The organism is Streptomyces sp. NPDC048338 (assembly GCF_043201055.1).
Taxonomy (GTDB): Bacteria; Actinomycetota; Actinomycetes; order Streptomycetales; family Streptomycetaceae; genus Streptomyces.
Window position 1 is genome coordinate 402105 of the sequence record NZ_JBICYQ010000005.1, and the last position, 26059, is coordinate 428163.

At 72.5% G+C, this 26059-nt stretch carries 19 protein-coding genes; 12 read left to right on the top strand and 7 right to left on the bottom strand.

Annotated features, from left to right (window positions below):
* Positions 1 to 6 precede the first annotated feature (6 nt).
* The gene (mmuM, locus tag ACGFZF_RS15180) at positions 7 to 918 is read left to right on the top strand and encodes a homocysteine S-methyltransferase (protein WP_393554130.1); all 912 of its coding nucleotides are present in this window, start codon (positions 7 to 9) and stop codon (positions 916 to 918) included.
* A gap of 186 nt (positions 919 to 1104) precedes the next feature.
* Here mmuM and ACGFZF_RS15185 read toward each other — a convergent pair whose 3' ends face one another.
* Positions 1105 to 3468: a hypothetical protein gene (locus ACGFZF_RS15185; protein WP_393554132.1), complete on the bottom strand. Its 2364-nt coding sequence runs from the start codon at positions 3466 to 3468 to the stop codon at positions 1105 to 1107.
* A gap of 261 nt (positions 3469 to 3729) precedes the next feature.
* Between ACGFZF_RS15185 and ACGFZF_RS15190 the strand changes: the two genes are divergently transcribed.
* The 5 genes from ACGFZF_RS15190 (at position 3730) to argF (ending at position 11644) form a co-directional block, all read left to right on the top strand.
* A complete protein-coding gene (locus tag ACGFZF_RS15190; RefSeq protein WP_393554134.1) occupies positions 3730 to 4719 on the top strand; it encodes a hypothetical protein in 990 nt (329 codons plus the stop codon).
* Positions 4720 to 4816: 97 nt separating this feature from the next.
* Positions 4817 to 6433: a 3' terminal RNA ribose 2'-O-methyltransferase Hen1 gene (locus ACGFZF_RS15195; protein ID WP_393554136.1), complete on the top strand. Its 1617-nt coding sequence runs from the start codon at positions 4817 to 4819 to the stop codon at positions 6431 to 6433.
* Complete coding sequence (locus tag ACGFZF_RS15200; protein WP_393554138.1) at positions 6430 to 8976, top strand: polynucleotide kinase-phosphatase; 2547 nt, start codon at positions 6430 to 6432, stop codon at positions 8974 to 8976. Before ACGFZF_RS15195 ends, ACGFZF_RS15200 begins: the two co-directional genes overlap by 4 nt.
* A gap of 214 nt (positions 8977 to 9190) precedes the next feature.
* Entirely contained in the window at positions 9191 to 10423 is a 1233-nt protein-coding gene (locus ACGFZF_RS15205) for an arginine deiminase (RefSeq protein WP_393554140.1), read from the top strand.
* A 210-nt stretch (positions 10424 to 10633) separates the two neighbouring features.
* A complete protein-coding gene (gene argF / locus ACGFZF_RS15210) occupies positions 10634 to 11644 on the top strand; it encodes an ornithine carbamoyltransferase (RefSeq protein WP_393554142.1) in 1011 nt (336 codons plus the stop codon).
* Positions 11645 to 11682: 38 nt separating this feature from the next.
* Here argF and ACGFZF_RS15215 read toward each other — a convergent pair whose 3' ends face one another.
* Positions 11683 to 12141 carry an ATP-binding protein gene (locus ACGFZF_RS15215; RefSeq protein ID WP_393554144.1) on the bottom strand — a complete coding sequence of 153 codons (459 nt, stop codon included), beginning with the start codon at positions 12139 to 12141 and terminating at the stop codon, positions 11683 to 11685.
* 247 nt (positions 12142 to 12388) lie between these two features.
* Here ACGFZF_RS15215 and ACGFZF_RS15220 point away from each other — a divergent pair, with 247 nt between their 5' ends.
* Positions 12389 to 13216, top strand: coding sequence for an enoyl-CoA hydratase family protein (locus tag ACGFZF_RS15220; RefSeq protein ID WP_393554146.1), 828 nt, complete (start codon positions 12389 to 12391; stop codon positions 13214 to 13216).
* Between the two features lie 116 nt (positions 13217 to 13332).
* The gene (locus tag ACGFZF_RS15225) at positions 13333 to 15609 is read left to right on the top strand and encodes a bifunctional salicylyl-CoA 5-hydroxylase/oxidoreductase (RefSeq protein WP_393554241.1); all 2277 of its coding nucleotides are present in this window, start codon (positions 13333 to 13335) and stop codon (positions 15607 to 15609) included.
* A 93-nt stretch (positions 15610 to 15702) separates the two neighbouring features.
* On the opposite strand, the gene ACGFZF_RS15230 is transcribed toward ACGFZF_RS15225, so the two are convergent.
* Complete coding sequence (locus ACGFZF_RS15230) at positions 15703 to 16545, bottom strand: PaaX family transcriptional regulator C-terminal domain-containing protein (protein WP_393554147.1); 843 nt, start codon at positions 16543 to 16545, stop codon at positions 15703 to 15705.
* Positions 16546 to 16626: 81 nt separating this feature from the next.
* A complete protein-coding gene (locus tag ACGFZF_RS15235) occupies positions 16627 to 18297 on the bottom strand; it encodes an AMP-binding protein (RefSeq protein ID WP_393554149.1) in 1671 nt (556 codons plus the stop codon).
* 108 nt (positions 18298 to 18405) lie between these two features.
* Here ACGFZF_RS15235 and ACGFZF_RS15240 point away from each other — a divergent pair, with 108 nt between their 5' ends.
* The 3 genes from ACGFZF_RS15240 (at position 18406) to ACGFZF_RS15250 (ending at position 21716) form a co-directional block, all read left to right on the top strand.
* Entirely contained in the window at positions 18406 to 19518 is a 1113-nt protein-coding gene (locus tag ACGFZF_RS15240) for an acyl-CoA dehydrogenase family protein (RefSeq protein WP_393554151.1), read from the top strand.
* The gene (locus tag ACGFZF_RS15245) at positions 19515 to 19916 is read left to right on the top strand and encodes a RidA family protein (RefSeq protein ID WP_393554153.1); all 402 of its coding nucleotides are present in this window, start codon (positions 19515 to 19517) and stop codon (positions 19914 to 19916) included. The genes ACGFZF_RS15240 and ACGFZF_RS15245 overlap by 4 nt, the downstream gene beginning before the upstream one ends.
* A 246-nt stretch (positions 19917 to 20162) precedes the next feature.
* Positions 20163 to 21716, top strand: a complete 1554-nt coding sequence (locus tag ACGFZF_RS15250; protein WP_393554155.1) for an MFS transporter — start codon at positions 20163 to 20165, stop codon at positions 21714 to 21716.
* 83 nt (positions 21717 to 21799) lie between these two features.
* Here ACGFZF_RS15250 and ACGFZF_RS15255 read toward each other — a convergent pair whose 3' ends face one another.
* The 3 genes from ACGFZF_RS15255 to ACGFZF_RS15265 form a co-directional block, all read right to left on the bottom strand.
* The gene (locus tag ACGFZF_RS15255) at positions 21800 to 23329 is read right to left on the bottom strand and encodes a UDP-N-acetylglucosamine 1-carboxyvinyltransferase (RefSeq protein ID WP_147980625.1); all 1530 of its coding nucleotides are present in this window, start codon (positions 23327 to 23329) and stop codon (positions 21800 to 21802) included.
* 50 nt (positions 23330 to 23379) lie between these two features.
* Entirely contained in the window at positions 23380 to 23736 is a 357-nt protein-coding gene (locus tag ACGFZF_RS15260) for a VOC family protein (RefSeq protein WP_393554158.1), read from the bottom strand.
* A 128-nt stretch (positions 23737 to 23864) separates the two neighbouring features.
* Positions 23865 to 24923, bottom strand: a complete 1059-nt coding sequence (locus ACGFZF_RS15265) for a saccharopine dehydrogenase family protein (RefSeq protein WP_393554160.1) — start codon at positions 24921 to 24923, stop codon at positions 23865 to 23867.
* 109 nt (positions 24924 to 25032) lie between these two features.
* Here ACGFZF_RS15265 and ACGFZF_RS15270 point away from each other — a divergent pair, with 109 nt between their 5' ends.
* Entirely contained in the window at positions 25033 to 25965 is a 933-nt protein-coding gene (locus tag ACGFZF_RS15270; RefSeq protein ID WP_393554161.1) for a helix-turn-helix domain-containing protein, read from the top strand.
* The last annotated feature ends 94 nt before the right edge of the window (positions 25966 to 26059 follow it).

Genomic DNA, 26059 nt, shown 5'->3' on the forward strand with positions numbered 1-26059 from the left:
GACGTCGTGACGGCCTCGGACCGCTCGCTCGCGCAGGCGCTGGCGACGGACGTCCTCGTCCTGGACGGCGGACTGTCCAACCAACTGGAGGCCCAGGGCTGCGACCTCTCCGACGCGCTCTGGTCCGCACGGCTCCTCGCCGACGGGCCGGAGCAGATCGAGGCGGCGCACGCGGCCTATCTGCGGGCCGGGGCGCAGGTCCTGATCACCGCCAGCTACCAGGCGTCCTTCGAGGGCTTCGCCCGGCGCGGCGTCGACCGGTCGCGGGCGGAGCGGCTGTTCGGACGGAGCGTGGAGCTGGCCCGGGCCGCGGCGGCGGGGGTGGGACGGCAGGTGTGGGTCGCCGGATCCGTCGGCCCGTACGGAGCGGTGCTCGCCGACGGCAGCGAGTACCGGGGCCGGTACGGGCTCACGGTGCGGGAGCTGGAACGGTTCCACCGGCCCCGGATCGAGGCACTCGCGGCGGCCGGTCCGGACGTGCTGGCGCTGGAGACCGTGCCGGACACGGACGAGGCCGAGGCGTTGCTGCGGGCTGCCGAGGGGTGCGGGGTGCCGGTGTGGCTCTCGTACACGATCGCGGGTGAGCGGACCCGGGCGGGACAGCCGCTGGCGGAGGCGTTCGCGCTCGCCGCGGGCGACGACCGGGTGATCGCGGTCGGGGTCAACTGCTGCGAGCCGGCCGACGCGGACCGGGCGGTGCGGACGGCCGCGGACGTCACCGGCAAGCCGGTGGTCGTCTACCCCAACAGCGGGGAGGAGTGGGACGCCCGCGCCAGGAGCTGGCGCGGGGACGTCACCTTCGACCCGGCACGGATGGCTGCCTGGCCGGCGGCCGGAGCCCGGTTGATCGGCGGCTGCTGCCGCATCGGCCCCGACCGGATCACCGCGCTGGCGGAGGCCGTCACCGCCGCTGAGTGAGGCGGGGCGCCGCCCCGCCCTTCGCCGGCCTGTCCGCCCCCGCCCCGGTCCCACCCCTGCGATGCGCGGGTGTGTCACGTGAGCGGCCCCGTACCCCTGACGGGTACGGGGCCGCTCGCGGTGGACGGGCTTGCGGGGGTGCCCTGCCGGTTTTCGGTCAGGTCGACCGGCAGGGCACCTCCGGGGTCAGCCCTGGGCGCCGGTACGGCGCCGCTTCCACCAGACCATCGCCGCGCCCGCCGCGGCCAGCGCGGCGGCGATGCCCGCGATCAGGCCCACCGGGAGGTCGGATCCGGTGTCCGCGAGGTCCCCGTCGGGGTTCTTCGCGGGCGGGGTCTGACCGCCGGTGCCCGGGGTGGACGGGCTCGGCGCCGGGGCCGACGGCTGGTCCGTCGGGTCGGGACCACCGGGGTCGGTCGGCGTCGGCGTGGGCGTCGGCTTGGTGCCGCCGCCCGAGCCCTTGCCGGTGTTGTTGCCGCCGAGGAAGGCGCTGTCGGTGTCGGCGTAGGCGGTGGTCGCCTTCTGTGCCGCGTTCACCGTGTCCGGCATCTCCGGGTTCTCGGCCTGGAAGCGGGCCTTGGAGATGTTCTTCTTGGGCTGCTTGGAGAAGTCCACGCCGCCGAGGTAGAAGGAGAACTCCAGGACGGAGCCGTCCTGCGGGTACTCCCGCTTGAAGTGGAAGTCACCCTCCCGGAAGGACTTCAGGTAGTCCGCGTAGATCTTCTCGCGGTCCCATGCGGTGCGCGACGGCCACCGGGTGGCGTCGTCGGACCCGATGATCGAGTGGAAGTCACCCGGCCGCACCGCGTCCCGCTGCTTGATCCACTCCGCCGCGATCCGCGACGTGTAGACGCTGCGCAGGTCGGCGTACTGCGGGGCCGTGTTGACCAGCTTCTCGACCTCGGGGATCGCGATGCGCTTGATCTGCTCGAAGTTGTACTCCTGGACCGACTCGGGCTGCTTGCACTTGTAGCCCTCACTGAAGTCGATCTTCGCGGCCTTCACGTCCATGGGCGCGTCGAGGATGTACAGCTTGCCGTCCTCCTCGCGGACCTGGGCCGGGGCCGGCTCGATGTAGTACCGGTAGGTCTTCCAGCAGGGAGCGCCGTTGACGTGCTGGAAGGAGTCCCACAGCCGGTTGCCCACCGGGTTGTCGGGGACCATGACCCGTGCCAGGTCGTGCTTCATCTCCAGGTCCGCTTCCAGCAGGACGCGGCCGGCGTCGGTCTTGGCCAGCTTGTCGTCGACGACCTGGTTCGGCTGGTCGGGGTTGAGGTTCACCCAGAACCGGTTGGGATGCAGTGCCAGCCACGTGAACATCGCGTCGGAGGAGAGGTCGATCTTCGCCCCGCCACCCCACGAGGGGTTCTCGTCCTCGTCGTCGTTCATCCTGGCCTTGAAGCCGTAGTCCATGCCCTTGCCCTTGACGGGCTCGGAGATGTACCGCAGCTCCATGGTGGTGAAGTCGATGCCGCCGGGGCCACGCATCCGGCTGGGCCCGCCGGGCGCCTGGCGGATCGCCGCCTGGCGGCGCTGGGCCTCCTCCTTCGTCCGGCCGGAGTTGCGGGCCATGTCGTTGGCCGCGCCGCTCGCTCCGCCGCAGCCCGGCTTCGGCGCGGCGGCCGCCGCCGCGGTGCTCGGCTGGTTGCACTGCCGGCCGGTGAAGGCCGGGTCCTGCCGCGTGTAGCGGGGGTCGGAGGTGAACGTGCCGTTCGGCACGGCCCGGTGCTCGTACCACGAGAGTCCGTGCGCCCTCAGCGCGTTGACGACGCCGGGCTTGGGCGGCTCACGGAAGACGTAGACGACCTTGTAGCCGCGCTGCGCCAGCGCCTTGTCCACCAGGAGCTGCTTGGTGTCGATCTGCTTGAGTCCGGACTTGAACTCGTAGATGACCTTCTGCCGGCCGTTCGTCTTGATCGCGTCGAAGCGGCGGTCCTTCTTGACGTTCTCCTCGCCGAGTTCCTCCACCAGCTCCTGGAAGAGCTCGGGCATCTCCTCGGCCATCGAGTACTGGCAGTACCAGTCGCGGCCGCCCAGCTTGAAGTACTGCGCGACCTCGCGCTCGTAGGCGTTGCCGCCGCGGCTGTTGGTCTCGCCGTTGACGTAGAAGCTGTTGACGTACTCGTTGAAGGTGCCCTTGTAGCGGTCCTTCTCGGGCTTGGCCTGGTTCTCCTTCCAGTACGCCCAGGCGTGCTCGGGGCTGGCGTTGGAGTACTTGTTGTGGTCCGGCTTGATCTTCCGGAGCACGCTCTCGTCGGGGAGTTGGAGCCCGGAGAGCGCCTTGCGCGGATTCTCGAAGTCGTAGGTGCGCTTGGTGTCGCCCAGGGTGCGCCACTGGTACTTGCCCGCGGGCTTGAACCCGGGAAGGCTGCCCATGCGGGGCGCCCGGTTGGGCGTCTGGTACATCTCGGTGCACCGCTTGGCGGCGGCGTGTGCCTCCTGGGCGTTGTCCAGGACGGGCGGTAAACCGCCGGAGAGGATACCGACGCCCAGTGCCAGCACGGCCGCGCGGCCGAGCCAGGAGGAGCGCCGGGATATGGAGTGGATCAAGGCAATCTGTCCCATGGTCAGGGGGCCACGGGTTCGTCGGTGCGGATGGTGCGGCAGGCCACGGCCCCCGTGGTAGTGGCCTGCGCGTGAGTCACCCTAGGGGCGGAGTTGTGAAGGAAATGGCGGGGACACGCCAAGGTTTGGAACACAACTCGGCTTCCACGGGAGTCGGTTCGGGCGGCCGGCCCGGTCCGGACGGCGGAGACCGGACACCGCTCGCTGATCCGGCCTGATCGACAGGACACCCCCTAGGGTGGCCGTATGTCTGACGAACGGAACGACCTCGAGGGCGGGACGGCGGCCGGCGCGGACGTGGACCGGTGGATCGCGGACGTCCCGGCCCTGCTGATGCGGCTGGAGACCTGGCACACCCCGGAGGGCTTCGCCACGGACAGGACCCCCGAGTCGCTGCGGCTGCTCGAGGAGGCCCTGGTCCTGGGCTACGAGCCCGAGGGGACCGACGAGTCCCGTGACTTCCTCCAGGGCGCGATGGCCTGCCTCGGCGAGTCCCTCATGCAGATCGGCGGCGGCCGGTGGGGCTGGAGCGACGGAGGGCACCCGCTCGTGCAGCCGGACGCCGAACTCGGCCTGGAACCGCTCGATCCGCTCAAGCTGGTGATCGAGGCTCAGGAACGGGCCGACTTCCAGGTGTTCACCGAGACGGCGCGCGCGCTGGGCGCCGCCGTCGAGGCCCGCCGGTCGTCCGTACCGGGGTGGAAGCCGGTCAAGGAGCGAACCCCCGGCCTCGACCCCTGGGCGCGGAACGACCCCCACCCGTGGCTGGCCGGATGGCTGGCGGAACGTCGCGAGGCCTTCGCCGCCTGGGCGGCCGGCACCGGCGTCGACCCGCGGACGTGGGACTTCTCGCCCACCTCGCTCGACACCCTGGGCGACCTGGTGATCGCGCGGTACGCGAGCGAGGACGCCTACCGCGCGGACGAGCACGGCCCCTTCGTCCAGGGCGCCGTCTGGTACGTGGGCGAGGTCGCCGTGCACCACAAGGCCGGCGCGTGGGCGTACCACGAGGCGGAGCCGAGGATCCCCAGGGAGGAGGTGGAGCGGAACATCTTCCTGGAGCGCCCGTTCGTCAACCAGCCCACGGTGCGCGACGGCATCGGCGACGTGCCGTTCCACGTCCTGGCCATCGCTGTGGACGACCGGGACCCGAGCGCGCTGCGCGAACACCTGGACTGGTACCGCGACCCCGACCCGGAGGGCGGCCCGGTGTCCTACCGGGGCACCACCCCGTGACGCAGGACGTCCGCCCGATCGGACCGGATCGGCGAGACACCCCTGACGCCGGGAAAATGCCTGGTCGGCGGCGGAGGGGCCGTCCATACTCGGTCATGTGTTCCTGACGATCAGTACCACCGGCACCCCCGAGCGTCCCGCGACCGATCTGGGCTTTCTGCTGCACAAGCATCCCGACAACGCGCAGACGTTCTCGACCTCGCACGGCACGGCACACGTCCTCTACCCCGAGGCGTCCGCCGAGCGGTGCACGGCCGCGCTGCTGCTGGAGGTGGATCCGGTGGCGCTGGTGCGGCGCGGCAAGGGCAAGGGCCGGGGCGGAGCCCCCGACACGGCCCTCGCCCAGTACGTGAACGACCGGCCCTACGCCGCCTCCTCGCTGCTCGCCGTCGCGCTCTCCTCGGTCTTCAAGTCGGCCCTGCGCGGCGCGTGCAAGGCGCTGCCCGAACGGGCCGCCGAGCCGCTGCCGCTCCGTATCGAGGTGCCGGCGGTCCCGGCCCGCGGCGGCGCCGCGCTCGTCCGCCGGCTGTTCGATCCGCTCGGCTGGGACACGGTCGAGGCGGAGCCGGTCGTGCTGGACACCGCCTTCCCCGAGTGGGGCGACTCGCGCTACGTGCGGCTCGTCCTCGAAGGGGAGTTGCGGCTCGCCGACGCCCTCAACCAGCTGTACGTCCTGCTGCCCGTCCTCGACGACGCCAAGCACTACTGGGTCGCGCCCGACGAGGTCGACAAGCTGCTGCGCGCCGGTGACGGCTGGCTCGCCGAGCACCCCGAGCAGCAGCTGATCACCAGCCGCTACCTCGCCCGGCGCCGCAGTCTGACCCTGGAGGCGATGGAGCGCCTGGAGCTGGCGCGCCTGGCCGAGAGCGACGGCCTGGAGGCGGAGGACCTCGACAACGCGGTCGACGCCGACGGAACCACGGACGCCGACGCGACCACGGACAGCGACGCGACCACCGGCGACACGGCTGCGGTCACCGGCACCGACGGGACCAGCGCCACCGACGGGACCACCGCCACCGGGAAGCGGCCGGTGTCGCTCGCCGAGCAGCGGCGCGACGCGATCCTCGCCGCGCTGCGGGCCGCCGAGGCGACCCGGGTGCTCGACCTCGGCTGCGGGCAGGGCCAGTTGGTGCAGGCGCTGCTCAAGGACGTCCGCTTCACCGACATCGTCGGCGTCGACGTGTCCGTCCGGGCCCTGACCCTCGCCGGGCGGCGGCTCAGGCTGGAGCGCCTCGGCGAACGCCAGGCGGGCCGGGTGAAGCTGATCCAGGGCTCGCTCGCGTACACCGACAAGCGGCTGACCGGCTACGACGCGGCCGTCCTGAGCGAGGTCATCGAGCACCTCGACCTGCCGCGGCTGCCGGCGCTCGAGTACGCCGTGTTCGGTTCGGCCCGTCCCCGGACGGTCCTCGTGACCACGCCGAACGTGGAGTACAACGTCCGCTGGGAGTCCCTGCCGGCCGGTCACGTACGGCACGGCGACCACCGCTTCGAATGGACCCGCGAGGAGTTCCGCACCTGGGCGGCGGGCGTCGCCGAACGGTACGGGTACGGCGTGCGGTTCACCCCCGTCGGCCCGGACGACCCGGAGGTCGGCCCGCCCACCCAGATGGCCGTCTTCACCCAGGCCCCGAACCCGGCACAGGCCCCGAACCCGACGCACGCCCCGAACCCGAAGCAGGACCGGAACCCGAAGGAGGACTCGGCATGACCGACACCACCCGCAAGCTGCCCGTCACCGACCTGTCCCTCGTGGTCCTGATCGGCGCGAGCGGCTCCGGCAAGTCGACCTTCGCCCGGCGCCACTTCAAGCCGACCGAGGTCGTCTCCTCCGACTTCTGCCGCGGACTCGTCTCCGACGACGAGAACGACCAGAGCGCGAGCCGGGACGCCTTCGACGTCCTGCACTACATCGCGGGCAAGCGGCTGGAGGCGGGCCGGCTGACCGTCGTCGACGCCACCAACGTGCAGCAGGAGGCCCGGCGTCAGCTCGTCCAGCTCGCCCGGAAGCACGACGTGCTGCCCATCGCGATCGTCCTCGACCTGCCCGAGGAGGTGTGCCGGACCCGCAACGCGGCCCGCCCCGACCGGGCGGACATGCCCGCCCACGTCGTGCAGCGCCACCGGCGCGAGCTGCGCCGCTCGCTGCGCGGTCTGGAGCGGGAGGGCTTCCGCAAGGTCCACGTCCTGCGCAGCGTCGAGGAGGTGGACGCGGCCGAGGTCGTCACCGAGAAGCGGTTCAACGACCTGCGCCACCTCACCGGCCCCTTCGACATCATCGGAGACATCCACGGCTGCCGGTCCGAGCTGGAGACCCTGCTCGGCAGGCTCGGCTACGTCGACGGCCACCACCCGGAGGGCCGCACCGCCGTCTTCGTCGGAGACCTCGTCGACCGCGGCCCCGACAGCCCGGGCGTGCTGCGTCGCGTGATGGGCATGGTCGCCGCCGGCGACGCGCTCTGCGTGCCCGGAAACCACGAGAACAAGCTCGGCCGCTGGCTGAAGGGCCGCAAGGTCCAGGAGACCCATGGCCTGGCCGAGACCATCGAGCAGCTCGGTCGCGAGAGCGAGGAGTTCCGGGCGGAGGTCGGCGCGTTCATCGACGGCCTGGTCAGCCACTACGTCCTCGACGAGGGCAGGCTGGTGGTCTGTCACGCCGGTCTGCCGGAGAAGTACCACGGCCGGACCTCCGGGCGGGTGCGCTCGCACGCGCTCTACGGCGACACCACGGGCGAGACCGACGAGTTCGGGCTGCCCGTGCGCTACCCGTGGGCCGAGGACTACCGCGGCCGGGCCGCCGTCGTCTACGGCCACACCCCCGTGCCGAACACCTCCTGGATCAACAACACCATCTGCCTCGACACCGGAGCGGTGTTCGGCGGGAAGATGACCGCGCTGCGCTGGCCCGAGCGTGAACTCGTCGACGTACCGGCCGAGAAGGTCTGGTACGAGCCGGCGCGGCCGCTCACCACCGAGGCGCCGGGCGGGCACCAGGGGCGTCCGCTGGACCTCGCCGACGTGCACGGACGGCGGGTCGTGGAGACCCGCCAGATGGGCAACGTCGGCGTCCGCGAGGAGAACGCGGCGGCGGCCCTGGAGGTCATGAGCCGGTTCGCGATCGATCCGCGGCTGCTCGGCTACCTCCCGCCGACCATGGCGCCGACGGCCACGTCCCGTGCCGAGGGATTCCTGGAGCACCCCGCCGAGGCGTTCGCGCAGTACGCGGCCGACGGCGTCCAGCGGGTCGTGTGCGAGGAGAAGCACATGGGCTCGCGGGCCGTGGCGCTCGTCTGCCGCGACGCCGAGGCGGCGCGCGAACGGTTCGGCGTGGACGCGGCCGAAGGGGTGACGGGCTCCCTGCACACCCGCACCGGACGGCCCTTCTTCGACGACCAGGCGGTCACCGAGGAGGTCCTGGCACGGCTCCGGGCGGCCGTCACCGCGGCCGGGCTGTGGGACGAGCTCGACACCGACTGGCTGCTGCTCGACGGAGAGCTGATGCCGTGGTCGCTGAAGTCGGCGGGGCTCCTGCGCGCGCAGTACGCGGCCGTCGGCGCGGCCTCCCGCGCGGTCTTCCCCGGCGCGCTCGGCGCGCTGGAGCAGGCCGTCTCCCGGGGCGTCGAAGGCGTGGACGCGCTGCTCGCCAAGCAGCGCGAACGGGCCGCGGACGCCGAGGCGTTCACCGAGGCGTACCGCCGCTACTGCTGGCCGACGCAGGGACTGGAGGGGGTGCGTTTCGCGCCGTTCCAGATCCTGGCGGTCCGCGGCCGCTCCCTGGCGGCCCTGCCGCACGACGAGCAGCTGGGCCTGCTCGACCGGCTGGTCGAGCACGACCCGGCCGGGCTGCTCCAGGTCACGCGCCGGCTGGTCGTCGACACGGGGGACGAGGCGTCGGTGCGGGCGGGCGTCGACTGGTGGCTGGAGATGACGGCGGCCGGCGGCGAGGGCATGGTCGTCAAGCCGCTGGCCGCGCTGGTCCGGGACGGCAAGGGCCGTCTCGTGCAGCCGGGCGTGAAGGTCCGCGGCCGCGAGTACCTGCGGATCATCTACGGCCCGGAGTACACCCGTCCGGAGAACCTGGAGCGCCTGCGGAACCGCTTCCTGGGCCACAAGCGCTCGCTCGCCCTGCGCGAGTACGCGCTCGGCCTGGAGGCGCTGGACCGGCTGGCGGAGGGCGAGCCGCTCTGGCGGATCCACGAGGCGGTGTTCGCCGTGCTCGCCCTGGAGTCGGAACCCGTCGATCCGCGGCTGTGACCCGGACCCCGGGGGTGTCCTGTCGATCGGCCCGACGGCGACGGCGAGACACCCCCAGGGACAACCCCCAGGGCCCGGCTCCGGGCCTCCGACGGCGGCCCGCCCGCCCCGGACCGTGCGTTTCCCGCCGCGGGCGGCGCGGGCGGGCGCGCCGACCCGCGTGATCTCGTCGCGGATCGGGGCGCGCGGCCGCCCGCTCCGTCAGGATGGGCGCATGGGATTCCACGTCGATTCCGAGACCGGGCGGCTTCGCCGCGTCATCCTCCACCGGCCCGATCTGGAGCTGAAGCGGCTCACACCGTCCAACAAGGACGCGCTCCTCTTCGACGACGTGCTCTGGGTGCGCCGGGCGCGGCAGGAGCACGACGGGTTCGCGGACGTCCTGCGGGACCGCGGGGTCGAGGTCCATCTCTTCGGGGACCTGCTGCGGGAGGCGCTGGAGTTGTCCACGGCCCGGGCGCTCGTGCTCGACCGCGTCTTCGACGAGAAGGAGTACGGGCCGCTCGCCGCCGACCATCTGCGCGCGGCGTTCGACTCCCTGGACTCGGGCGCGCTCACCGAGGCGCTGGTGGGAGGGATGACGAAGCGCGAGTTCCTGGCCGCGTTCAGCGAACCGACCTCGGTGCGCTTCCACGCCCTGGACCTGGACGACTTCCTCCTCGGGCCGCTGCCCAACCACCTCTTCACCCGTGACACCTCCGCCTGGATCTACGACGGCGTCTCCATCAACGCGATGCGCTGGCCGGCCCGGCAGCGCGAGACGGTCCACTTCGAGGCCATCTACAAGCACCATCCCCTCTTCACGGGCACGGAGGCGGGTGCCTTCCACCACTGGTCGGAGGGGCAGACGGACTACCCGTCGACCATCGAGGGCGGCGACGTGCTCGTCATCGGCAACGGAGCGGTGCTCATCGGCATGAGCGAGCGGACGACGCCGCAGGCGGTGGAGATGCTGGCGCGCGGCATGTTCGCGGCGGGTTCGGCGCGCACGATCGTCGCGCTCGACATGCCGAAACGGCGGGCGTTCATGCACCTCGACACCGTGATGACGATGGTCGACCAGGACACGTTCACCCAGTACGCCGGGCTCGGGATGCTGCGCTCGTACACGATCGAGCCGGGCGACGCGGGAGCGTCCCTCCGGGTCTCCGACCACCCGCCGGAGCACATGCACAGCGCGATCGCGGCCGCCCTCGGGCTGCAGGACATCCGGGTGCTGACGGCGACCCAGGACGTGCACGCGGCGGAGCGCGAGCAGTGGGACGACGGCTGCAACGTGCTCGCCGTGGAACCGGGCGTGGTCGTGGCGTACGAGCGCAACGTCACCACCAACACCCATCTGCGCAAGCAGGGCATCGAGGTGATCGAGATCCCGGGCAGCGAGCTGGGCCGGGGCCGCGGCGGACCGCGCTGCATGAGCTGCCCGGTCGAGCGGGACGCGGTCTGAGGGGCGAGGTCCCGAGGGCGCGGGTGGTTCCGGGCCGGGCGCGCGGCGGGATCTGCGCGCACACTGAGGGCCCGCGGCCGGTCCCGCGGACGGTGGCGGGCCCGGCCGAGTGGGCCTCGTCACCCACCCAGGGCTGTATAGGAATACTGCAATACGTATAGACTTCCATACCTGTCGCCGCCCCTCTGTGACCCTTCCAGGAGTGCCCCCATGGCCACTGACCTCATCGGCCGCCCCTTCCTCAAGGAGCTGGACTTCACCGCCGAGGAGTTCCGCGGTCTCGTGGGGCTGGCCGCCGAGTTGAAGGCGGCCAAGAAGGCGGGCGCCGAGGTGCAGCGGCTGCGGGGCAGGAACATCGCCCTGATCTTCGAGAAGACCTCCACCCGGACCCGCTGCGCCTTCGAGGTCGCCGCCGCCGATCAGGGAGCCTCCACCACCTACCTCGACCCGTCCGGCTCGCAGATGGGCCACAAGGAGTCGGTCAAGGACACCGCACGGGTGCTGGGCCGGATGTTCGACGCCATCGAGTACCGCGGCGACAGCCAGCAGGCCGTCGAGGACCTCGCGACCCATTCCGGCGTGCCCGTCTACAACGGCCTGACGGACGACTGGCACCCCACCCAGATGCTCGCCGACGTCCTGACGATGACGGAGCACTCGGACAAGCCGCTGGATGAGATGGCCTTCGCCTACCTCGGCGACGCCCGTTTCAACATGGGCAACTCGTACCTGATCACCGGCGCCCTGCTCGGCATGGACGTCCGGCTCGTCGCCCCGCGGGCCTACTGGCCGGCCGAGGAGTTCGTGGCCAAGGCGCACGAGCTCGCCGAGGCCAGCGGCGCGAGGATCACCCTCACCGAGGACGTCGCCGAGGGCGTGCGCGGCGCGGACTTCGTCGCCACCGACGTCTGGGTCTCCATGGGTGAGCCCAAGGAGGTCTGGGACGAGCGCATCGCCGCCCTCTCCCCGTACGCGGTGACCATGGACGTGCTGAACGCCACGGGCAACCCGGACGTGAAGTTCCTGCACTGCCTGCCCGCCTTCCACGACCTCGGCACCGCCGTGGCCCGGGACATCCACGCCCGCCACGGACTGACCGAACTCGAGGTCTCCGACGAGGTCTTCGAATCCGCGCACTCCGTCGTCTTCGACGAGGCGGAGAACCGGATGCACACCATCAAGGCCGTCCTGGTCGCCACGCTGACGGGCACCTCCGTGTAGTGGTCAGGGCCCCGTGGCCCGTCCGCCGATTCTCGCTGCTACGGCTCCCGCGGCCCGCGCCGGCGTGGCAGCGCGGGCAGGGTGAACCAGACCGCCTTGCCGTGCACGGTGGCGCGGTGCCCGCAGGAGCTGCTGAGCGCGCGGATCAGCAGCAGCCCTCGCCCGTGCTCCTGCCAGGGGTCGGGTTCGGTGTGCGGAGCCGTCCGGGTGAGGGCCTCGGGGGGCGCCGGGTCGTGGTCGTGGACCTCCACCTGGTAGCCGCCGGGGCCGGGCAGGAGCTCGATCACGAGCGCCAGCGGGGCGTCCCCGGAGGTGTGCTCCACGGCGTTGGCCACCAGTTCCGCGGTGAGCAGTTCGGCCGTGAACCCGTCCGTTCCCCCGGGAGCCTCGCCGATCTCCGCTAGCGCCGTACGGATCAGCGCGCGGGCGATCGGCACGGCTGCGGTGGTGTGGGGCAGCTCGATGCGCCAGGAGCGCGGGGCGGAGGGCTCACACACGGCGGATCCCTTCGACGAGGGGGAGGGGGACGGCCCATGACGTCCTGCCTCCAGCTTCACGGAGTGCCGGATCCGGAACCAGGGGCGCCGGCCCGGATTCGTGGGGGACCTGGGGCATCGCCGGTCCGGGACCTTCGGCCGGGCGCGCCGCCCCCTGTATTGCGTACCGGTGACGACAGTCACGTATGAGTGATAACCTTCCCGAAGGTGTCTTCGTGATGCACGTACGCTGAGGGAGGCCGTCCCCATGAGCCCCTTTTCCGGCTCCGCGCTCCGTACCGAGAAGTGGCGGCACCTGCGCGTGGACATCGACGACGGGGTCGCCACCCTCACCCTCGCCCGCCCCGACAAGCTGAACGCCCTCACCTTCGGCGCCTACGCCGACCTGCGCGATCTGCTCGCCGAACTCTCCCGGGAGCGGGCCGTGCGCGCCCTCGTCCTCGGTGGCGAGGGGCGCGGCTTCTGCTCGGGCGGCGACGTCGACGAGATCATCGGCGCCACCCTCGCCATGGACACGGCGCAGCTGCTCGACTTCAACCGCATGACCGGCCAGGTCGTCCGGGCGATCCGCGAGTGCCCGTTCCCCGTGATCGCCGCCGTGCACGGGGTCGCCGCCGGCGCCGGGGCCGTCCTCGCGCTCGCCGCGGACTTCCGGATCGCCGACCCCAGCGCCCGCTTCGCCTTCCTCTTCACCCGCGTCGGGCTCTCCGGCGGCGACATGGGCGCCGCGTACCTGCTGCCCCGGGTCGTCGGCCTCGGCCACGCCACCCGGCTCCTGATGCTCGGCGAACCGGTCCGCGCCCCGGAGGCGGAACGCATCGGACTGATCAGCGAACTCACCGAGGAGGGCGGCGTCGCCGTCCGCGCGGCCGAACTCGCCCGCCGCCTCGCCGACGGCCCCGCCCTGGCCCACGCCCAGACGAAGGCACTTCTCACGGCCGAACTGGACATGCCGCTCGCGGCCTCCGTCGAACTGGACGCCGCCACCCAGGCGTTGCTGATGAACGGTGAGGACTACGCCGAGTTCCACGCGGCCTTCACCGAGAAGCGCGCCCCCCAGTGGCAGGGGCGCTGACCGTGACCGCCGCACAGGGCGGCGCCGCCCGGCCGGTGCCCGGGGCCGGGCCGGCCCGGAGCACCGCCGCGAGCCCCGCGCCCGACCCCACCGCCCCTCCGGCCCCCGCCGCACCCCTGCGGATCGCGGTGATCGGCGGCGGACCGGGCGGGCTCTACGCCGCGGCACTCCTCAAGCGCCTCGACCCCGCCCGCGAGGTCACCGTCTGGGAGCGCAACGCACCCGAGGACACCTTCGGCTTCGGCGTCGTCCTGTCCGACGAGACCCTCGGCGGCATCGAGCACGCCGACCCCACCGTGTACCGCGCGCTCCAGGACGAGTTCGTCCGCTGGGACGACATCGACATCGCCCACCGCGGCCGGCTCCTCACCTCCTCCGGCCACGGCTTCGCCGCACTCGGCAGGCGCCGCCTCCTGGAGATCCTGCACGCCCGCTGCGCCGAGCTCGGCGTACGCCTCCGCTTCCGCACCGAGGCCCCGCCGGCCGCCCGGCTCGCCGCCACCCACGACCTCGTGATCGCCGCCGACGGCGTCCACAGCGCGACCCGCGAGGCCCACGCCGACGTCTTCCGGCCCCGCATCACCACACACCGCTGCCGCTACATCTGGCTCGCCGCCGACTTCGCCTTCGACGCCTTCCGCTTCGAGATCGCCGAGACCGAGCACGGCGTGATGCAGCTGCACGGCTACCCGTACGAGGCCGACTCCTCCACCGTCATCATCGAGATGCGCGAGGAGGTGTGGCGCGCCGCCGGGTTCGACGAGATGGACGAGCAGGAGTCCACCGCCCGATGCGCCAAGATCTTCGCCGAGACGCTCGGGGGCCGGACGCTGCGCTCCCACCGCTCCGCCTGGACCGCGTTCCGCACCGTCGTCAACGCACGCTGGTCCCACGGCCGCGTCGTCCTCCTCGGCGACGCCGCCCACACCGCCCACTTCTCCATCGGCTCCGGCACCAAACTCGCCGTCGAGGACGCCCTCGCGCTCGCCGCCTGCGTGGCGGAACACCCCGCCCTGGACGACGCACTCGCCGCCTACGAGGCCGAACGCCGCCCGGTCGTCGAGTCCACCCAGCGCGCCGCCGCGGCCAGCCTGCGCTGGTTCGAGGAGATCGCCGGCCACCTCGGCCAGCCGCCGCGCCAGTTCGCGTTCAACCTGCTGACCCGCAGCCGCCGGGTCACCCACGACAACCTGCGGCTGCGCGACCCCGTCTTCACCGGCACCGTCGAGCGGGACTTCGGCTGCCCGCCCGGGACACCGCCGATGTTCACCCCCTTCCGGCTGCGCGGACTGACCCTGCGCAACCGCGTGGTCGTCTCCCCGATGGACCAGTACGTGGCCGAGGACGGCGTGGCGAACGACTTCCACCTCGTCCACCTGGGAGCCCGGGCCCTGGGCGGCGCCGGACTCGTCATGACCGAGATGGTCTGCGTCAGCCCCGAGGGCCGGATCACACCCGGCTGCACCGGTCTCTACACCGACGAGCAGGCCACTGCCTGGGGCCGCGTCACCGCCTTCGTCCACGAGCGCGCACCCGGCACCGCGATCGGGGTGCAGCTCGGCCACTCCGGACGCAAGGGCTCCACCCGCCTGATGTGGGAGGGCATCGACGAACCCCTCCCCGAGGGGAACTGGCCGGTGACCGCCGCCTCCCCGCTGCCCTACCGCCCCGGCGTCAACCAGGTCCCGCACGCCCTGGACCGGCACGGCATGAAGGCCGTACGCGACGACTTCGTCGCGGCGGCCCGGCGCGCCGCCGGCTGCGGCTTCGACCTGCTGGAACTGCACTGCGCCCACGGCTACCTGCTGTCCGGCTTCCTGTCCCCGCTGACCAACCTCCGCACCGACGCGTACGGCGGCTCCCTCGGGAACCGGCTGCGCTTCCCGCTGGAGGTCTTCGACGCGGTGCGGGAGGTGTGGCCCGAGGAGCGGCCGACGACCGTCCGCATCTCCGCCACCGACTGGGCCGACGGAGGCACCACCGACGAGGACGCCGTGGAGATCGCCCGCGCCTTCGCGGCCCACGGCGCCGACGCGCTGGACGTCTCGACCGGCCAGGTCGTCGCCGACGAGCGGCCGGAGTACGGCCGCTCCTACCAGACCCCGTACGCCGACCGGATCCGCAACGCCCTCGCCGTCCCGGTCATCGCCGTCGGCGCGATCTCCTCCTGGGACGACGTCAACTCCCTGCTGCTCGCCGGCCGCGCCGACCTCTGCGCCCTGGCCCGCCCGCACCTGTACGACCCGCACTGGACCCTGCACGCGGCGGCCGAACAGGGCTACCAGGGCCCGGCCGCGCCCTGGCCCGCCCCGTACCGGGCGGGCAGCCGGCCTCCCCCGACGGGACGCACGGACGCGCCGAAGCCCCGGCTGAGTCTGCGCTCCCGCCCGTGAGACGGGGCCCGGCGGCAGCCGGGCCCCACGCGTGCCGCCCCGCCCCGACGGATCCGGGAGACCAGGTCCTGTCCGGGCAACAGCGGTGCGCGCTCATCCCCCCGGACGACGTTCGGCGGGCCCGTCCGCCTGCACGAACGCGGCCCCCGCCTCGTGCAGCCGCGCGTGCAGCTCCGCGAAGACCGCCGCCGAGCGGCTCCCCGGCCAGTCCACCGGCAGCAGCTCGGCCGGCAGGACCGGGTCGGCGTACGGCAGCCGCCGCCAGGAGTCCAGGGCGAACAGGTAGTCCCGGTAGGCGTCCTCGGCCGTGCCCGCCGAAGCCGTCCAGACCCGGAGCACCGGCTCGTGGGCGGCCAGGAACTCCTCGTGCAGCTTGGCGATCGCCGGCAGGTCCCACCAGCGGGACACCGCCTCCGCCGTCGCCGCGTACCCCAGGTGCTCGCCGCGGAACAGGTCCACGTACGACGAGAGCTCCAGCCGCTCCAGGGTGTGCCGCGTCTCCTCGTGGAGCCGCGCGGGGGCGATCCAGACGCCCGGCGCCGCCGAACCGAAGCCCAGCCGCGCCAGACGGGAACGCAGCAGATGGCGCTTGTGGCGCTCGGCCTCGGGGACGGAGAAGACGGCGATCACCCAGCCGTCCGACAGTTCCGGCTCCGCACGGGCGTAGATCCGCCGGTCGCCGTCGTCCAGGAGCTGGCGCGCGTCGTCCGACAGGGCGTATCCGGCCGCGCCCGAGGGGGTCCGCCGCGGCAGCAGCAGCCCCCGCCGCTTCAGCCGCGACACCGAGGACCGTACCGACGGCGCGTCCACCCCCAGGACTCCGAGGAGGCGGATCAGCTCCGCCACCGGCATGGGCGCCTCGTCGCGCGTACGGCCGCGGCCGTACGCGCCGTACAGCGAGACGATCAGGGAACGGGGAGTGTGCTGCTCGGCCACGTGATCACTCTAGGGGGTGTCTCGCCGGTCGGGCCGGAAAACGGCTTGCGCTGGGCTCGGACCCGGCCCGGCCGGCACCCCCTACGGCGCGCCCAGCCGGTCGCGCCGGGGGTCCTCGTCCCGGTCCTCGCCGTGCGCCTCCCGCAGCCGGAAGCGTTGCAGCTTCCCGGTGGCCGTCCGGGGCAGCGCGTCCAGGAAGACGATCTTCCGCGGGCTCTTGTACGGCACCAGCCGGGACCGCACGAAGGCCCGCAGCGCCGCCGACGTCTCCGCGTCCCGCGGCACCCCGTCCCGGACCACCGTGTACGCCACCACGATCTGGCCGCGCAGCTCGTCCGGAACACCCACCACCGCCACCTCCACCACGTCCGGGTGGGCCAGCAGCGCCTCCTCCACCTGTGGTCCGGCCACGTTGAAGCCGGCCGAGACGATCATGTCGTCGGCGCGGGCGACATAGCGGAAGTAGCCGTCCTCCTCACGGACGTAGGTGTCGCCCGTGACGTTCCAGCCGTCGAGCACGTACTCGCCCTGGCGGGGATCGGCCAGGTACCGGCAGCCGACCGGGCCGCGCACGGCGAGCAGGCCCTCCTGGCCGTCCGGGACGTCGGCGCCCAGCCGGTCCACCACCCGCGCCTGCCAGCCGGGGACGGGCCGGCCCGTGGTGCCCGGGCGGACGGCTCCGTCGGCCGCGGAGATGAAGATGTGGAGCAGCTCGGTGGCGCCGATGCCGTTGATCAGTTTCAGGCCGGTGCGCGCGTGCCAGGCGTCCCAGGTGGCGGCGGGCAGGTTCTCGCCGGCCGAGACGCACCGGCGCAGCGAGGAGACGCCGTGGCCGCCGTGGCGGTCCATCTCCTCCATCATCACCCGGTAGGCGGTCGGCGCTGTGAAGAGCACCGACACCCGGTGCTCCTCGATCGCCGCCAGCAGCTGCTTGGGGCCCGACTGTTCGAGCAGCAGCGCCCTCGCTCCCGCCCGCAGCGGGAAGACGACCAGTCCGCCGAGGCCGAAGGTGAAGCCGAGGGGCGGGGAACCGGCGAACAGGTCGTCCGGCTCGGGGCGCAGCACGTGCGCGGAGAAGGTGTCGGCGATCGCCAGCACGTCGCGGTGGAAGTGCATGCACCCCTTGGGCCGGCCGGTGGTGCCGGAGGTGAACGCGATCAGCGCCACGTCGTCGGCGGCCGTGGGCACCGCCTCGTAGACCGCCGGCCGGGCGCGTGCCAGGGAGAGCAGGTCGTCGGGCGCGTCCCCGCCGAAGGCGGTGATCCGCAGCCCCGGGACCTCGGCCTTCACCAGGTCGTCGACCGTCCTGACGTCGCAGAGGGCGTGGCTGCACCGGGCCATCTCGCACATCACGGCGAGTTCCGACGCCCGCTGCTGGGCCAGTACGGTGACGGCGACCGCGCCCGCCTTCATCACCGCGAGCCAGCAGGCGGCCAGCCAGGGGGTGGTGGGGCCCCGCAGGAGCACCCGGTTGCCGGGCTTGACGTCGAGGTCGGACGTCAGCACGTGCGCGATCCGGTCCACCCGTTCGCGCAATTGTCCGTATGTCCATACATTTCCCGCACCGTCCAGGAAGGCCGGGCGGTCCGCGCCGAACTGCTCCACCGTGCGGTCGAGCAGTTCGGCCCCGCAGTTGAGGCGGTCCGGGTAGCGCAGCCCGGGCAGATCGAAGAGCAGATGCGGCCACTGTCCGGGAGGCGGCAGATGGTCGCGCGCGAAGGTGTCGTGGTGCGCCGAGGGGGTCAGCTCCATGAGTTCGTCCCCTTGTCGTGGTGGGGTCGCCCATCGAGCGTATCGTGATGGTGACGACAGTCAACGGTGCGCGATAGAAGTGATGAAGCGACGGAGACAGGGGTCCGAATGCCCGTATTCTCGCTCGATCCAGCACAGACCGCCCGCTGTGAGGAGCTCCGGGAGCTCGCAGCCGAGCGGCTCCGTCCCCTCGCGGAGAAGGGCGAACCCGGCCGCGTCAACCGCCCGCTGGTCGCCGCCCTCGGCGAACTCGGCCTGCTCGCCCGGCTCTTCGACTCCGGCGCCCTCGACCTCTGCCTGATGCGCGAGTCCCTCGCCCACTCCTGCACGGAGGCCGAGACCGCCCTCGCCCTCCAGGGCCTCGGGTCCCACCCGGTCGCCGCCTTCGGCACCGCCGCGCAGCGCGACCGCTGGCTCCCCGAGGTCGTCGCCGGCCGCGCCGTCGCCGCCTTCGCCCTCAGCGAGCCCGACGCGGGCTCCGACGCCGCCGCCCTGGCCCTGGAAGCCCGCCCCGACGGCGCCGGAGGCTGGCTCCTGCACGGCGAGAAGCGCTGGATCTCCAACGCGCCCGAAGCCGACTTCGCCACCGTCTTCGCCCGCACCACCCCCGGCGCCGGAGCCCGCGGCGTCACCGCCTTCCTCGTCCCCGCCGACCGCCCCGGACTCACCGGCGAGGCCCTCGACATGCTCGCCCCGCACGCCATCGGCTCCCTCGTCTTCGACGGGGTGCAAGTCGGCGAGTCCGACGTCCTCGGCGAGCCCGACCGCGGCTTCCGGGTCGCCATGACCACCCTGAACCTCTTCCGCCCCAGCGTCGGCGCCTTCGCCGTCGGCATGGCCCAGGCGGCCCTCGACGCGACCCTCGCCCACACCGCCGCCCGCCCCGCGTTCGGCGGCGTCCTGCGCGACCTCCAGGCCGTCTCCCACCAGGTCGCCGAGATGGCCACCCGCACCGAGGCCGCCCGCCTGCTGGTCTACGCGGCCGCGGCGGCGTACGACTCCGGCGCCGCCGACGTGCCCCGCCGCTCCGCCATGGCGAAACTGTTCGCCACGGAGACCGCGCAGTACGTCGTCGACGCCGCCGTCCAACTGCACGGGGCGCGCGCCCTGCAACGCGGCCACCTGCTCGAACACCTCTACCGCGAGGTCCGCGCACCCCGCATCTACGAAGGCGCGACCGAGGTCCAGCGCACGATCATCGCGAAGGAGCTGTACGGATGAGCCCCCTCCACCGGCACAACCCGGCCGAGCTCTCTCCGCCCGCCGGCTTCACCCACGCCGTCACCGCCACCGGCTCCCGCCTGGTCTTCCTCGCCGGCCAGACCAGTCTGGACCGCGCCGGCAAGGTGGTGGGGGAGGGCCTGCCCGAGCAGTTCGAGACCGCGCTCGCCAACCTCCTCACCGCGCTGCGGCACGCCGGCGGTTCCCCCGCCGACCTGGCCCGTGTCACCGTCTACGTCACCGACGTCGCCGACTACCGTCGGCACGCCCACGAACTGGGCCGCATCTGGCGCAGGTTGGCCGGCCGCGACTATCCGGCGATGGCCGTGATCGGCGTCGTGCGGCTGTGGGACGACCAGGCCCACGTGGAAGTGGACGGCTTCGCGGTACTGGACTGACCGTCACCGCGGCGGGCGCCGCGGGCGCGGGACCGGGCGGCACGGACCGGGGGTGTCGCGCCGCGGGCACGGCCGGCGCCCCCGAACTGCCGCCGCGAGGGCGGCTCGCGGCGGCCCCGGGCACGTTCACCGCCCGGGCGCCCGGCACCGCTTGATCAACTGGTCACCCACAGGACCCGGGCTTAGTGTCGAAAGGTGGACTGACCGGCCCACGGCTCACTCACCAGGCGAGAACCCGAGGCGCCAATGAGTACACCCAAGCCGACGACTCCGGCACAGACCGCCACCTCGAAGAAGGGCAGTGACGGCAAGGGCATCGCCCTTTTCGTGATCGCGTCCTGCCAGCTGATGGTGGTCCTCGACATCACGATCGTGAACATCGCGCTCCCAGACATCCAGAGCGCACTGGACTTCTCCACGACCAGCCTGTCCTGGGTCGTCAACGCCTACACCCTCACCTTCGGTGGCCTGCTGCTCCTCGGCGGGCGTTTCGGAGACATCCTGGGGCGGCGGCGCGTCTTCATCTTCGGCGTACTGCTCTTCGGAATGGCCTCGCTCTTCTGCGGACTCGCGCAGAGCGAATGGCAACTCCTCGCGGCCCGTGCCCTCCAGGGCGTCGGCGGCGCGATCGCCTCGCCGACGTCGCTGTCCCTGATCACCACGACCTTCGACGAAGGCCCCGAGCGCAACCGGGCCTTCGGCGTCTTCGCGGCCGTCTCGGCCGGTGGCGGCGCGATCGGACTGGTCGCCGGCGGCGTGCTCGTCGAATGGCTCGACTGGCGCTGGATCTTCTTCGTCAACGTGCCGATCGCCCTGCTCATCGCCTTCCTCACCCCCCGTCACGTCAAGGAGTCCGAGAGGCACCCCGGCCACTTCGACCTCGCCGGAGCGCTGACGTCGACACTCGGCATGGTGGCGCTGGTCTACGGCTTCATCCGGGCCGCACAGGAGGGCTGGCGCGACCCCTACACCATCGGGTCGTTCGTCGCGGCGGTCGTGCTCCTGGGGCTGTTCATCCTCATCGAACGCCGCTCCCAGCAGCCGATCACACCCCTGCACATGTTCGCCGACCGCAACCGGTCGGGCACGTACGCGATCATGCTCTGCCTGGCGGCGGCCATCTTCGGGATGTTCTTCTTCCTGACCCTGTTCGTGCAGACGGTCCTGGGCTTCAGCCCCCTGGCGGCGGGACTCGCCTTCCTGCCGGTGAGCGCGATCATCGCGGTCGGAGCCGGCATCACGTCCAACCTGCTGCCCAAGTACGGGCCCAAACCCTTCATGGTGACGGGTTCGATCCTGGCCGCGGCCGGCCTGTCCTGGCTGACCCTGACCGACGTGGACTCGACCTATCTGGGCAGCATCCTCGGGCCGATCCTGGTCTTCGGGCTCGGCATGGGCCTGATGTTCGTCTCGCTGACCATCATGGCCCTGTCGAACGTCGAGCCGCGGGAGTCGGGAGCCGCGTCCGGCCTGCTCAACGCGATGCAGCAGGTGGGCGGTTCGCTGGGCCTGTCGATCCTGGTGACCGTCTTCGGCACGGCCAGCCGCAACGAGGCGGACAAGCAGGTCCCCGCCTTCCTCTCCCAGGCCGGCCCGCTGGAGAAGGCCCAGTTCGCCAAGACGGGCCAGCTGCCACCACCCTGGAGCGACCAGGTGCTGACCTCCGGTGTCTCCGCGGGCTTCGTCACGGCGGCGATCTTCGCCGTGGTGGGCGCGGTGATCGCGATCTTCGTGATCCAGGTCCGCCAGTCGGACATCGACCGCCTCAAGGGCGGCATGGGCCCACCGGGCATGGGCTGATCCGCCGGCCCGTACGACCACGGCGGGACGAAGGACGCCAGGGGCGGAGCCGACCGGCTCCGCCCCTGGCGTGCGGGAGGGACTCAGATGTCGCGGAAGATCTCGATCTGCGCGCCCACCGAGTTCAGGCGCTCCGCCAGCTCCTCGTACCCCCGGTTGATGACGTAGACGTTGCGGAGCACCGAGGTGCCCTCGGCCGCCATCATCGCGAGGAGGACCACCACCGCCGGGCGCAGGGCCGGCGGGCACATCATCTCGGCGGCGCGCCAGCGGGTCGGGCCCTCGACCAGGACGCGGTGGGGGTCGAGGAGCTGGAGGCGACCGCCGAGCCGGTTGAGGTCGGTGAGGTAGATGGCGCGGTTGTCGTAGACCCAGTCGTGGATCAGGGTCTTGCCCTGGGCCGTCGCCGCGATCGCCGCGAAGAACGGCACGTTGTCGATGTTCAGGCCGGGGAACGGCATCGGGTGGATCTTGTCGATCGGCGCCTCCAGCTTGGAGGGGCGGACCGTCAGGTCGACCAGGCGGGTACGGCCGTTGTCGGCGGGGTACTCCGCGGAGCGGTCGTGATCGAGGCCCATCTCCTCCAGGACCGCGAGCTCGATCTCCATGAACTCGATCGGGACGCGGCGGATCGTCAGCTCCGACTCGGTGACGACGGCGGCGGCCAGCAGGCTCATCGCCTCGACCGGGTCCTCGGAGGGGGAGTAGTCCACGTCCACGTCGATCTGCGGCACGCCGTGCACGGTCAGCGTGGTCGTGCCGATGCCGTCGACCCGGACGCCGAGCGCCTCCAGGAAGAAGCAGAGGTCCTGGACCATGTAGTTGGACGAGGCGTTGCGGATGACGGTGACGCCGTCGTGGCGGGCGGCGGCGAGCAGCGCGTTCTCGGTCACGGTGTCGCCGCGCTCGGTCAGCACGATCGGGCGGTCGGGGGACACGGCCGGCTCGACCTGGGCGTGGTAGAGCCCCTCGGTCGCGGTGATGTCCAGGCCGAAGCGGCGCAGCGCGATCATGTGCGGCTCGATCGTGCGGGTGCCGAGGTCGCAGCCGCCGGCGTACGGCAGCTTGAAGCGGTCGAGGCGGTGCAGCAGCGGGCCGAGGAACATGATGATCGAGCGGGTGCGGATCGCCGCCTCGGCGTCGATCGACTCCATGTCCAGCTCGGCGGGCGGCACGATCTCCAGGTCGACGCCGTCGTTGATCCAGCGGGTGCGCACGCCGATGGAGTTCAGGACCTCCAGCAGGCGGAAGACCTCCTCGATGCGGGCGACCCGGCGCAGCACCGTGCGGCCCTTGTTGAGGAGCGAGCCGCACAGCAGCGCGACACAGGCGTTCTTGCTCGTCTTGACGTCGATGGCGCCGGACAGCCGGCGGCGGCCCACCACGCGCAGGTGCATGGGGCCGGAGTAGCCGAGGGACACGATCTCGCTGTCGAGGGCTTCCCCGATGCGCGCGATCATCTCAAGACTGATGTTCTGATTGCCGCGTTCGATCCGGTTGACGGCACTCTGGCTGGTGGCCAGTGCTTCGGCGAGCTGGGTCTGTGTCCAGCCACGATGCTGGCGGGCATCGCGGATGAGCTTGCCGATTCGTACGAGGTAGTCGTCTGCCATGGCGTCACGTTATCTCAGATATGAGATGAGCCTGTCGTGGGGGTGGGCCATCAGGGTGACAGGCCGTGCGCGGTCGGGTGACGCGGTTCGTAGAGCGGGAGTTCGGTGCCGCTCGGCAGGCGCAGGGCGGCGAGCAGTCCCCACCCCTGATCGCTGACGGGCCGTGAGATCTCGGCTCCCCGGTCCTCCAGGGCGGTCAGCGTGCCCACGATGTCGTCGCACATCAGGTAGAGCTCGTGCTTCGGCTCGCCCTCGGTCGGGTGGACGGCCACCTCGGCGGGCGGCAGCGCGAACACGAGCCAGCCGCGGCCGGCGTCGACGTGGGGGAAGCCCAGTACGTCCCGGAGGAAGGCGCGGTCGGCCTCCGCGTCCGGGGTGTGGAGGATCACGTGCGCGCCACTGAACATGCTCCGATCGTCACCCCGGGGTCCGGCCCCGGCAATCGGCGGGCGCCCGGACGGGGCCGGACGGGGGAGACCCGCCGGGCCCGTCCGGGAGGGGGATGGCCCTCCCGCGTGCCACCCGCACCCCCCTGTCAGGGCAATGCCACCGAAAGGTGCCCGGAAAGGGCGTGAAGGAAGTCGGGCGCGTCGAACATCGCGCCGGCCGAGGCGACGCCGACCGTCCTGGTCCGCCCCGTCAGGATCCGGGCCACCGCCTCCACCGCGAGCGGTGCGCTGACGGCGTAGATGTCCTGGCCGCTCGCCACGGCCCTCAGCTCCGTGTCGCCCGCGCGCACGAGCACGTCGACGAGGAAGGTCTGCGCGGACCGGCCGCGCGCGTCGACGGCGGCCGGCGCCGGGGTGTCGGCGGAGGAGAGGTCGCTGGCCGCCTCGGCGGCCATGTAGGTGCGGACGTCGGGGACGGCCAGGTGGCTGGGGACGGTGACCACGTCGGCCATGGTGAAGTCGCCGATCACGGACCGGTCCCCCAGGGGGGCGGGGAAGTTCCACCGGAGGGTGGGCGAGGCGCCCTCGCCGTACTGCAGGCGCCCGTCGCGGAATCGGACGTGCCGGCCGTCCCTGCGCCGCCGCGAGACCGCGCCCGCCGTGCGCGTGCCGGGCGTGGGGTGCCAGCTGCTCAGCCCGTACGCCACGTGGGCCTCGTCGGCCGCCGTGCGGTCGCCCATCGCCGCGGTCACCAGCAGGTCGCCGAGGCCGCCGAAGAAGGCCATCGCGGGGACCACCGGGACGCCGGCGGCCCGGGCGGGCTCCGCGAACCGGGAGAAGGTGTCGACGTTGGCCTCGATCTCGGCCGCCACGTCCACGTACGGGATCCCGGCCCGCAGCGCCGCCTCGATCACCGGGGCCGCGGTCTCGGCGAAGGGCCCGGCGGAGTTGATCACCGCGTCGGCGCCGTCCAGCGCCCGGTCCAGCGAGGCCGGGTCGTCCACCGAGGCGGTCCGGACGTCGAGCCCCGGGTGGGATTCCGCGAGCGCGTCCAGCTTGCCGGTGTCGCGGCCCGACGCCACGGGGACGAAGCCGCGGTCCAGCAGTTCCGCCACCACGAAGCGCCCGGTGTGCCCGTACGCGCCGAACACCGCGACCTTCCGCCCCCGTGCCGAATCCGCCGCCGCTGTCGATTCCGATGTCATGGGTTGCTCCCCCGTCGTCTTCCGTCCCGCCTGTCCGATACGGAAATTCTGTCGCCGAGGGCCGGCCGGGACGAGTGTCCGGAACGACATGGGCCGTACACTTCCGGACATGGGCAAGGTCGCGCTGGCCGTCACCGACGGCATGCTGCACTTCGAACTCTCCGTGGCGTCCGAGGTCTTCGGGGGAGCCCCGTACGACCTCACCGTCTGCGGGCCGGGCCCGGTGCGGGTCGGCCGCTTCCGGCTGGAGCCCGACGCGGGCCTGGACGGGCTCGGGGGCGCGGGCACGGTGATCGTCCCGGGGTGGGCCGACGTCGACGTCGACCCGCCCGTCGAGCTGGTCGACGCGGTGCGCGCCGCGCACGAGGCGGGCGCGCGGGTGGCCTCGCTGTGCACGGGGGCCTTCGTCCTGGCCGCGGCGGGGCTGCTGGACGGCCGGCGCGCGACGACGCACTGGGCGCACACCGATGTCCTGGCCGCCCGCCACCCCCTGGTGGAGGTCGATCCGGACGTGCTCTACGTCGACAACGGCACCGTGCTCACCTCGGCGGGCAAGGCCGCCGCGATGGACCTCTGTCTGCACCTGGTCCGCCTCGACCACGGATCCGCGTTCGCCAACACGGTCGCCCGCCGACTGGTCGTGCCCCCGCACCGGGCGGGCGGCCAGGCCCAGTTCGTCACCGCGCCCGTGCCCGCCCGGGACGACCACCCGCTCGCGGACCTGCTGCCCTGGGTGATCGAGCGGCTCGACCAGCCGCTGACCGTGGAGGACCTGGCGCGCCGGGCGAACATGAGCTCGCGCCACCTCGGCCGCCACTTCCGCTCGGTGACCGGCACCACCCCGCTCCAGTGGCTGCTGAACCAGCGGATCCGGCGCGCCCAGGAGCTCCTCGAATCCACCGGTGACAGTGTCGACGCCGTGGCGGAGGCCACCGGCATGGGTACGGCCACGACGCTGCGCCGCCATTTCAACCGCACCCTGGGGGTCCCCCCGGACGCCTACCGGCGTACCTTCCGGCGCACGCGGGCAGCCGCCGGGTGACGTGGCATGGGAGCGATCACACGCATGCCGGGCATGACCGAGAGGCGGGGATGCACTAGAGTTATCTCGACATCGAGATAACTGCTTGCGGCGC